The organism is Trichocoleus sp. FACHB-46 (genome assembly GCF_014695385.1).
Classification (GTDB): Bacteria; Cyanobacteriota; Cyanobacteriia; order FACHB-46; family FACHB-46; genus Trichocoleus.
In genome coordinates, this window is record NZ_JACJOD010000079.1 from 1 (window position 1) to 8,716 (window position 8,716).

Sequence of the window (8,716 nt, forward strand, 5' to 3'; positions counted from 1 at the left end):
TAGTGGTTGAACGTTGTCCCACAACAGACGAGGGGTCAACTTCTCACCACGCAAATAACGGTTGATGCGGTCATGACTAATGCCATCAAGATGGTCAGCCAAGTTTGTCACTGTGTAGTTGATCGGGCTACTGATCAGGTATTGGCAGTAGTCGAGTTTAGTGAAGCTCATTGCTCCAGTCTAATATTGCTCCTGCGTAAGTCCTGAGAGTCAGAGGTTTCTTATGCTTTTTGCGGCCCCATCTCTCGAGTTGCAGACCAGTTACAGAAGTGGCATAGCTTCCTTGGAATCAAACTTGCCTGTAGTGAATTCAAAGGCAACGCTCAACCCTCTCCACCATTCAGCATGAAGTTTTCTCGTCTCTTACTAATTTCTATAGCGTTCTTCGTAGCTACCACTCTCCCAGCCCAAGCTGCCCATTATAGGTCCACGAACGGGACAACCATCATGAACCTCAATGAGTCTGGCAGTCCTGAGCTTGCGGGTTTGCCTAAAAACAGTGGTAGCTATACCACCCTTGCAGGAGGGAAGCAAGTCAACGGAGGCATTACCATCCTGACTCAAAAGACGGCTCCGAACAACGTTACCTACACGGGCACGTTTGAGGATTATGTGGGCAAACCAGACATGGGTTGCAAGGGCACGATGACGTTGAATCGCACCCGCTTGGCTGGAGGTGGGGTGGCACTGAGATCGGAATGGAGGATCGCGCAAAGTGGGAGTCGGTGTGAATCGCCTGTGGGCACCAAATTCGTGGTCAACTTAGTCGAAAACTTACCTGTGGCGAGGAGTGGGAATTACCCCGGAGATCCGGGAAGTGGGTCCCTCAGTGCTGACTACTCGTGGAATCATCCCCTGTGGACAGTCACTGACGCTACGTCACTTAACTGCCGTGCCACTCCGGGTGGGCGAGTGGTCAAGAGCTACCCGTTAGGGACGCAGTTCTCGACGCGGCTCAAGGGCATCAATACGTTTGGTACCGATTCAGCAGGACAGCGCTGGATGTATATTCCAGGGGCAAACTGCTTTGTGCGCCACTCCCCCAGCTACCTCCGTCCCGTTTCATTACCTTACTAGAAGCCTGTTAGAACCTGGTACGTCAGCAATGCAGTTTCCCGCATACCGAGCTTTTCTGATGAAGTCTACTATTGCACTCGCCTGGGTGTCAGGAGTGGTTAGTTGCGCGATCGCCTCCAGTGCTCCTGCACAACAGATTCCCAACGCTGTGCCTCGCGCAACGCCGAACTCGACAAAATCTTGGGAGCGTCCCACGCTGCGCGTCTCGTTGCCGACGAGTGCGACCCAACTAGAATTTAGTGCAGACGGCGAAACCTTATTGACTGATGGAGCCACTAAACAATCTGCCGAACTGTGGAGCTTGAAGACAGGCCAAAGAATTTCAACCTTTCCAGCCAAAGCGGGCTTTGCCTTCTGTGATATCGCCCTCAGTCCGGATGGGCAATTTGCCGCAGGTCTCCTAGAGTCGCGTGCAGCTCCAAAAGTACAAGCTAAGCGCCAGATCGAACTCAACGTTTGGGATCTCAAAACAGGGAAATCTCAGTGGACTCGACCTATTCAAGATCATCCGCTGCAAACCCCTCCAGTTCCAGGTCAGATGCAACCCCCTGACATCGCTGTTTGCCAGGTTGAGTTCAGCCCCAATAGTCGCGTCCTGGCCACAAGCATCAGCAGCCGTTCTAACAAACTCCAATCGGGAGTCCGCATCTGGAATGTCCCACAGGGAACGTTGCAACAAGTCACAGGGTCGCCTGTTACCTACATTGACCGCTTAGCATTTAGCCCAGACAGTGCTGTGGTAGGGTTTACCACTCTAGCCAACAGCAATTCTCAACTGCATCTGTGGAATCTCAAGACCCGAAAGCTGCAAGCCAAACTGCAAGCAAGATATGAAGGTAATTTGTTGTCAATTGTGGATATTGTTTTCAGTCCCAATCAGCCAGACGTAATCGCGTTTGCCAACGATGGCATCTTTAGCTACCTTCATCATTGGCAGACTAAAACGGGAAAGTTCCAACGGTTGTCTCGGCTTTCCATCGACCGAACCGCTAATCTCTTAGCGCTCAGTCCAGATGGACAAACCTATGTCTATGGGTCTGATGTGATTGGATACTATATCAGTAATTTTCAAACCCACCAGAGCTGGGAGTTTCCTCCCGCCCTCAAGTACAAATCTGGACCAACGAGGGTGGTCTTTAGCCGGGATGGGCAGCAGATGGCAATTGTGATTGATAACCAGACGATTCAGGTCATTCGTTGAGTCAGGACTCGAGCGATAAAATCCTCACCCTACTTGAGCCGCCCGTAGAATCTGCCTAGGTAGGATGGTTCCATGGCCACCTGTTTCCTAACAATCTCACTTGAACCACAGGACGGAGCGGCTGGCAATGAGTCTGGTCCCACAGATTTGGGTGAGTGCGATCGCTAAATTGCCAAGCTTATCTAACAATGAGTAAAAGGTAATTGCCCCATGAGTAGAAGTAGAGCGGCGCTATTCGTCCTGTTAGGAGGGCTAGCCGTTGCCATAGTAGGTGCTCTCCCACCCGTATTCTTTCATCTCGTCAACTATCGCGATAGGACCATTCCGGGCTGGTTGGAGTTATGGCTATGGACAGCGATTGTTTTCTTTAGCCTTGGGGTCTATAAAACCGCTCTGGTGGTTCAGCGAAGCTTAAGACAGGAAGCGAATCAGTCAGCACTTGTCAAGCGATCCGAGCGCGAGTCGGCGACGTGAAATTGGTGGCTCCGACCTCTGGCAAAAACTATGTGATTTCTGAGCAAGGAAGCTCAGGACATAGCGGACAGTTAACTTTAGAAGTTGTGGGTGAGACAGGTGTAGGGATCGCCAATTTTGACTTTCATATCTTTACTCATACTACGTCAGGCCGATTGACCTATCAAAATCAAACTGAAAAGATCAGCTGTCCCAGCTAGAGCAAAACTTTGTTCACGAGTTCTGGTCGCTTATGGGTCAGCGGCAAAAACCCCAGAGGCGAGCGAGTGGATTTGGACCCCAAAGATTTGATTTATGTGGAGGAGTAGCGATCGTAAAATAAGGTGCGGCAGCAGCACAATATCCATAGATTGTGTCAGAACGTGCCAAATGGTGCCCTATGTGATGGATTGCTACTGTCAGTTCTCCTCCTAGCATGACAGACTGTGCCAATGAGTGCTGTCTGGTGCGAACGTGCCACCACCGCGATCAACACCTCAGGTTTGCTGGATTAAAGGTGTTGAGGTTTTTTGGGTAGTTCAACGGAGAGAGGGAATCTTACATCAAGCGGGCGATCGGTCTGCAAGCTTACGAAATAACCTCCCGCTTGAGTACTGCTACAAAATCCCACAGTTCCCCGTTAGCACGTGTGCCAGGAAGAATTGACACTAACTCCCAGCCTCTAGCTCCAGCTTCATTCAATGCATCCTCAAGTTCTATTTCGTTAATCTTCCCTGCCTCGAATGTTCCTTGAGCAAAGAACTTAACCGTTTTATATTCCCACTCACCCATAGCCTTCTCTAAAGCATTTCAAAATTACCCTAAAATTTTCCGATACTCATCTCTCACTACAAAGTCTGATCTTAGCGGCGATCGCCCCCAGGCCAAATCTCTGAAAACTCAGCTCCCCCGTTGCTCGTTGCTATCGATTGTCATAATCTCTATAAATAGAATAATCACACAAAGCTTGGTCCAGCATGGGTTCAAGCGATTCCTAATTGCAACTCAGGTTGAAGCGATCGTAAAATTTACGAAAGTTGTTAGTTAACACGACATTTTGGCCATACGTGGAATTGGTGAAGCGATCGCAACAGTGTGGGTGGTCGTAGTGCATCGAAGCGTTATCGATAGAACATCTGGCGAGACCTGGCAGCCCCATGAGCAATCCCGCCACCCCATCGACACCCACCGATACCCGCTCACGGCGGTTTTACCATGGTACCCGGGCGGACCTCAAGCCTGGCGACCTGATTCAACCTGGTTATGCCTCCAACTACACCGAGCGGCGATCGCCCTGGGTCTACTTCAGCGAGACTCTGGACGCGGCCACTTGGGGAGCGGAGCTGGCGAGGGGCCAAGGTCCAGGCCGCATCTACTTAGTGGAACCGACCGGCTCGTTTATGGATGACCCCAACCTGACGGACAAGAAGTATCCGGGGAATCCCACAAAGTCCTATCGTGCGCAGGAGCCGCTGCGGGTGGTGAGCGAATACCTGAACTGGCAGGGACACTCCCCGGAGGTCATCCAAGCGATGAAGGACCGCATCGCGGGTTTGGAGCCCATCGATGACTGAGCTGCTCTGCACGAGTTGCGAGGGGTCCGATTGCGCATTCAGAACAAGCCGTTGGTCAATTTGAAATCTGATTGAGAGACGCTAATGCTCAGTTGCTCGTAGCAAAAGTTGAATTAGGTGGTCGAGATTGAACTGACAATAGCAGACGACGCACTAAATGCGACATAAAGCTATACTGGGCTGAAGGTGAGGTTGAAGAAACGGATTGGCATTGCTTTGAGGCTTTTAAGCGGGTTCGAGAGAAACTAGCTTTGCATGACCTCCTGCCAATGTGCTACGGAGCCAGCAGGAAAGTCGTACTTTCGGGAATGCTGCTCGATATAGGTTTGGGGTTAGAAGTATATAAAGTAGGTGAAAACGGTCAGCCGTGTCCCGAAGCCGTATACATTTTCGAGAATGGTGACGATATGAAACCTATTAGTGTTGAAGTCCAAGCGAAGCTTCAGGATGAATGGACAAAAGCAGCTTTACAAGAACTTGAGTAGAATTGCCCAACCCAACAAATCCCGTTGCACACCACTGAAGGGGAGCGATTGTTGAGGATGCAGAGGCAATCGGTCGCGGGCGAACGGGAACGTTAGAAATTGCCAATGAACGAATTCTTCCTTTCCGCACTCTCATTCGGATTGGCTGCGGGTCTTAAGCCGGGGCCACTCGGTGTCATCGTAATTCAACAAGCTTTATCGAGAGGGCTTCTCGCCGGAGTGCGAGCAAGCCTTGCACCCTTGATTACCGATGGCCCAATCACCATCGCGGCACTTTGGTTTCTCTCGAAATTCAAGAGTATCAAACTATTTGCTGCGGCTCTCAGTTTGGTTGGAGGAGCCTATCTGCTTTGGCTATCCGCAAGGATGTTTCGCGTTAACGACATTTCGTTAACCGGAAAGCTTGAATCACAAAGCTCCCTCGCTACAGCCGTGAAGGTAAACCTTCTCAACCCAGGTCCCTATCTCTTTTGGTTTACGGTTGGCGGGAACTACATCATTCGCGGCTCTAACGCCGAGAGCGTTGTCTTCGTAGTAACAGCGATTGGAACCCTGATCGCTTCCAAGGTTGCTATTGCCGTTCTTGCCGTCCGCTTCTTCCCGTCCTTGGAGAGCCGTGGCTACCGCCTAACGATGAAGTTACTTGCTAGCACATTGGTCTGGTTTGGCCTCGTATCCATTGGGAGGGCGGCTGAACTTGGCCTCCACTATGCCCGCGATTTCTAACTCTTTGTTGCAGTGGACAGCCAAAAAGCTGCGCTTTTGTCCGCTGCAGCAAAGAGTTAGACACTGTCCCATCTCCTTCACCTACCGCTTATGCCAGAGCAACCTGTACCAGAAATCGAGCTGCTACGCGCAGCATACGCAGCATTCAACGCGCGTGACATTGATGCCGCCCTCGTCCTCATGACTCCCAACGTGTCTTGGCCGAAGGCATTCAAAGGCGGTTTTGTCCGTACTCCTGAAGCAGTCCGCGCTTACTGGACGGAGCAGTGGAGCGAGATCAATCCCCACGTCGAGCCAGTTGCCTTTCACTTGGAGGATGATGGGCGGGTCTTGGTCGAGGTGCATCAGGTCGTGCGCGATCTGACCGGAGCCGTGCTTGCCGATGAGCACGTCGGCCACTATTTCACCATTAAGCAGGGCTTGATTCAAGCCATGGAAGTCTGCCCACTTTCATCGTCTGGCCTCGGTGCCTAACAACGCGCATACACACCGACCGTTGAGAGTTGATCAGTATGCTACAAAGGTGATCTATGGCGAGTGATAGGCAACCTTAGCTGGCTTCGTTTCTTAGGTAGAGCTAGCTGTTGAATAGTGCCGAGGAGTTGATGGTTTGACCGAAGCTGCATTAACAGGTCGTGTTGCCCTTGTGACTGGTGTGAGTCGGCGCAAAGGGATTGGCTTTGCGATCGCCCAACAATTAGCGATGCTAGGGGCAGACGTATTTATTCATTCTTTTTCCCCCTTTGATGCCAGTCAACCTTGGGGTGCTGACCGAGATGGAATTTCTGCAATTATTAAAGACCTCCAGCAGCAGGGCACTCATATTGCTCATGCTGAAGCAGATCTGCTCGACTGCACGGCTCCCCAACAACTGATGAACGCGGCTATACAAGCCTTTGGTCATATCGATATTTTGATTGCCAATCACGCTTACAGTACGATGGGGAACTTGGAAGAATTAACCGCAGCAGAAATTGACAAGCATTTACAAGTGAATGTGCGAGGGACGTTATTACTAGTGCAAGCGTTTGCGGCTCAACATGATGGTCGCCTGGGAGGTCGATTGGTGCTTCTTACTTCTGGGCAGCATCTTAGCCCGATGCCTGGAGAGTTAGCGTATGTTGCTTCTAAGGGTGCGCTTCATCAGCTCACACTGAGTTTGTCAGCTCATTTAATTTCGCGGGGCATCACTGTAAATACAGTCAATCCCGGCGCAACAGACACAGGTTATGCCTCTGCTGAGCTGTATGAATCAATTCGGGCAGCTCATCCACAAGGCCGTTGGGGACAACCAGAAGATGCAGCGCGTCTCATTGGGTGGCTTGTGACAGATGAGGCTCAGTGGATTACAGGACAAGTTCTCAATTCCACAGGAGGTAGAGTGTAGATGTTGAATGCTAGCGTAGGCTAACCAGCCACCGCAGCGGACGGAAGGAGTCCGTCTGAGCGGTTGCAAAGTCCTATGCCGCCCCTGGCTTTTGTCGTTATGCCGCAAGTCTTGGTTAGAGCCAGGTATTGAATCTCGCCTATCAGCATTTGGAACTGAATTATCTTCAATCCGTTGCTGAGTCAATATTTTAGAAGCTATGGTTGGTGCGCTCGACGCTAAATTATTTAAGCAGTGGTCCTTGAGGATAGTAGATGGAAGTTTTTCAAGCTTGTTTGGAGCATCTTGAAGCGGTATCACAGTTGTTTGACCAATATCGCGTTTTTTACAACTCACCCTCAGATCTTGAAACTGCCAGGAAATTTATCCAGGAGCGTTTCCATAAAGGCGATTCGATTATATTTGTGGCAAGCGATAAGGGACGTATAGTCGGATTTACGCAGCTTTATCCTAGTTTTTCTTCCGTTTCAATGAAGCGAGTTTGGATTCTGAACGATTTATTTGTTGAACCAACTTGCCGAAATCAGGGTGTCGCGAAGTTGTTATTGAAAACGGCAGAGGACTTTGCAAGACAAACAGACGCTATCCGAATCTCTTTGGCAACGCAAATTTCTAACGTTGCTGCTCAGTCACTTTATGAATTGCTTGGGTATTGCAAGGATGAGCAATTTTACCATTACTCGCTAAAGTTATAGCGGTGGTATACAACCCATTGGAGCGGACTGGCAAAGTTGGTCAGCGGGTTGGTTCAGTTTAGTCATAGCCGCTCAGCCGAATCGTTGAGCTGGTTGACCTTATCATTCAGGTAGTAGCCGAAATCTTGACTGTAAGTATCAAGATTTAGTTCATTGTGGGACAAAATCTTCTAGATGAGCAACGTTATATCAGTAGGAAGGCTTTTCGGAGAAGTTGAAGATCGAGAAGGGGCGGACTTGCCCCGTGAACAAGTCATCCATCTTTACTCTCAATGTGGATGGTCATCAGCAAAGAAGCCAGATGCTTTGTTATACGCGCTTTCAAGCTCAGAAACGGTCATCTCAGCGTGGCATCAAAATGTTCTAATCGGACTTGGGAATGCGATTTCAGATAAAGCATTAACCGTTTATTACCCTCATTTGCTTGTATTGCCGTCGTATCAAAATATCGGTATAGGACGAGAGATCATGAAACGCCTTCAAGCTCCTTACACAGACTTTCATCAGCAGATTCTATTGGCAATCAATCATGCCGCTCCATTCTATGAAAAGCTTGGCTTTAAGCATTCACAAGGCATTAAAGCGATGTGGATCTATGATGAAAGTGACACTAACGCTATCAATGAACAGGAGCAAAATAATCAATGATCGCAGTTCAAGAACATGATTGGAACAGACTTTCAAAGTTGAGCGCATAACGATATGACATGGCTTCAATCCGCTCAATCGGAACGTTAGCTGGCTTCGTTCTCGGTGATGGCAGCGGTTTGAAATGACTGATCAGGTGCTTCAAGTTGAAGGCACAATATTCGTTCAACTCGGCAGTTAAGAGAGGATGAAAGGCTGGATGATGTAGTGTAATTCGCCCATTCAGTAGCTTGTCTGCCTAAGCCCGAACTGGCTGAATATTCAACTCTGCCTGCCATTGGGGCAGGGGCTTTTTCCAACCTTCCTCCCACTTCTGGGCAAATAGGGACTTGGCAGTTTTGCCCATTTGAAATCCCTCAGGACTTACGCAAGAGCCATCTGAACAGACGGATGCTTGAGTTGTGCAATCAAGTAGTCCGAGAGCATCCCATGCTTGACTTGATAGATGGTTTTGCTGCTCTGGTAAGCGA

The 8,716-nt window shown here is 49.6% G+C and carries 12 protein-coding genes and 1 pseudogene; 11 read left to right on the top strand and 2 right to left on the bottom strand.

Translation table 11 applies throughout. The features are described 5' to 3' along the window. Positions 1-171, bottom strand: a pseudogene (locus tag H6F72_RS28485) (IS701 family transposase); the annotation flags it as partial. Positions 172-447: 276 nt separating this feature from the next. Here H6F72_RS28485 and H6F72_RS28490 point away from each other — a divergent pair. From H6F72_RS28490 to H6F72_RS28505, 4 genes are all read left to right on the top strand, one after another. Continuing rightward, positions 448-1,077: a hypothetical protein gene (locus H6F72_RS28490; RefSeq protein WP_190443244.1), complete on the top strand. Its 630-nt coding sequence runs from the start codon at positions 448-450 to the stop codon at positions 1,075-1,077. A 58-nt stretch (positions 1,078-1,135) separates the two neighbouring features. Beyond that, complete coding sequence (locus tag H6F72_RS28495) at positions 1,136-2,278, top strand: WD40 repeat domain-containing protein (RefSeq protein WP_190443246.1); 1,143 nt, start codon at positions 1,136-1,138, stop codon at positions 2,276-2,278. Positions 2,279-2,488: 210 nt separating this feature from the next. Then, entirely contained in the window at positions 2,489-2,752 is a 264-nt protein-coding gene (locus tag H6F72_RS28500; protein ID WP_190443248.1) for a hypothetical protein, read from the top strand. Next, entirely contained in the window at positions 2,749-2,952 is a 204-nt protein-coding gene (locus H6F72_RS28505) for a hypothetical protein (protein WP_190443250.1), read from the top strand. Before H6F72_RS28500 ends, H6F72_RS28505 begins: the two co-directional genes overlap by 4 nt. Positions 2,953-3,319: 367 nt before the next feature. Here the strand turns inward: H6F72_RS28505 and H6F72_RS28510 are convergent, their stop codons facing one another. Further along, entirely contained in the window at positions 3,320-3,523 is a 204-nt protein-coding gene (locus tag H6F72_RS28510) for a DUF4177 domain-containing protein (RefSeq protein WP_190443252.1), read from the bottom strand. Between the two features lie 365 nt (positions 3,524-3,888). On the opposite strand from H6F72_RS28510, the gene arr reads away from it, so the two are divergent. From arr to H6F72_RS28540, 7 genes are all read left to right on the top strand, one after another. Beyond that, positions 3,889-4,305, top strand: coding sequence for an NAD(+)--rifampin ADP-ribosyltransferase (gene arr / locus H6F72_RS28515; protein ID WP_190443253.1), 417 nt, complete (start codon positions 3,889-3,891; stop codon positions 4,303-4,305). Positions 4,306-4,613: 308 nt separating this feature from the next. After that, positions 4,614-4,790, top strand: coding sequence for a hypothetical protein (locus H6F72_RS30000; protein WP_206755473.1), 177 nt, complete (start codon positions 4,614-4,616; stop codon positions 4,788-4,790). A gap of 105 nt (positions 4,791-4,895) precedes the next feature. Next, positions 4,896-5,516 (top strand): LysE family translocator, encoded by a 621-nt coding sequence (locus H6F72_RS28520; RefSeq protein WP_190443254.1) that lies wholly within the window; start codon positions 4,896-4,898, stop codon positions 5,514-5,516. 90 nt (positions 5,517-5,606) lie between these two features. Continuing rightward, positions 5,607-5,990, top strand: a complete 384-nt coding sequence (locus H6F72_RS28525; protein WP_190443255.1) for a nuclear transport factor 2 family protein — start codon at positions 5,607-5,609, stop codon at positions 5,988-5,990. A gap of 136 nt (positions 5,991-6,126) precedes the next feature. Then, positions 6,127-6,903, top strand: coding sequence for an SDR family oxidoreductase (locus H6F72_RS28530; protein ID WP_190443256.1), 777 nt, complete (start codon positions 6,127-6,129; stop codon positions 6,901-6,903). Between the two features lie 254 nt (positions 6,904-7,157). Then, a complete protein-coding gene (locus tag H6F72_RS28535) occupies positions 7,158-7,598 on the top strand; it encodes a GNAT family N-acetyltransferase (RefSeq protein WP_190443257.1) in 441 nt (146 codons plus the stop codon). Positions 7,599-7,772: 174 nt separating this feature from the next. After that, on the top strand, positions 7,773-8,246 hold the full coding sequence (locus tag H6F72_RS28540) for a GNAT family N-acetyltransferase (protein ID WP_190443258.1): 474 nt from the start codon (positions 7,773-7,775) through the stop codon (positions 8,244-8,246). Positions 8,247-8,716: the final 470 nt, after the last annotated feature.

Excerpts from the sequence above, each read along its gene's own strand:
- H6F72_RS28490 (WP_190443244.1), top strand. The coding sequence starts at position 448 with ATGAACCTCAATGAGTCTGGCAGTCCTGAGCTTGCGGGTTTGCCTAAA.
- H6F72_RS28495 (WP_190443246.1), top strand. The coding sequence starts at position 1,136 with ATGAAGTCTACTATTGCACTCGCCTGGGTGTCAGGAGTGGTTAGTTGC.
- H6F72_RS28500 (WP_190443248.1), top strand. The coding sequence starts at position 2,489 with ATGAGTAGAAGTAGAGCGGCGCTATTCGTCCTGTTAGGAGGGCTAGCC.
- H6F72_RS28510 (WP_190443252.1), bottom strand. The coding sequence starts at position 3,523 with ATGGGTGAGTGGGAATATAAAACGGTTAAGTTCTTTGCTCAAGGAACA.
- arr (WP_190443253.1), top strand. The coding sequence starts at position 3,889 with ATGAGCAATCCCGCCACCCCATCGACACCCACCGATACCCGCTCACGG.
- H6F72_RS30000 (WP_206755473.1), top strand. The coding sequence starts at position 4,614 with ATGCTGCTCGATATAGGTTTGGGGTTAGAAGTATATAAAGTAGGTGAA.
- H6F72_RS28520 (WP_190443254.1), top strand. The coding sequence starts at position 4,896 with ATGAACGAATTCTTCCTTTCCGCACTCTCATTCGGATTGGCTGCGGGT.
- H6F72_RS28525 (WP_190443255.1), top strand. The coding sequence starts at position 5,607 with ATGCCAGAGCAACCTGTACCAGAAATCGAGCTGCTACGCGCAGCATAC.
- H6F72_RS28535 (WP_190443257.1), top strand. The coding sequence starts at position 7,158 with ATGGAAGTTTTTCAAGCTTGTTTGGAGCATCTTGAAGCGGTATCACAG.
- H6F72_RS28540 (WP_190443258.1), top strand. The coding sequence starts at position 7,773 with ATGAGCAACGTTATATCAGTAGGAAGGCTTTTCGGAGAAGTTGAAGAT.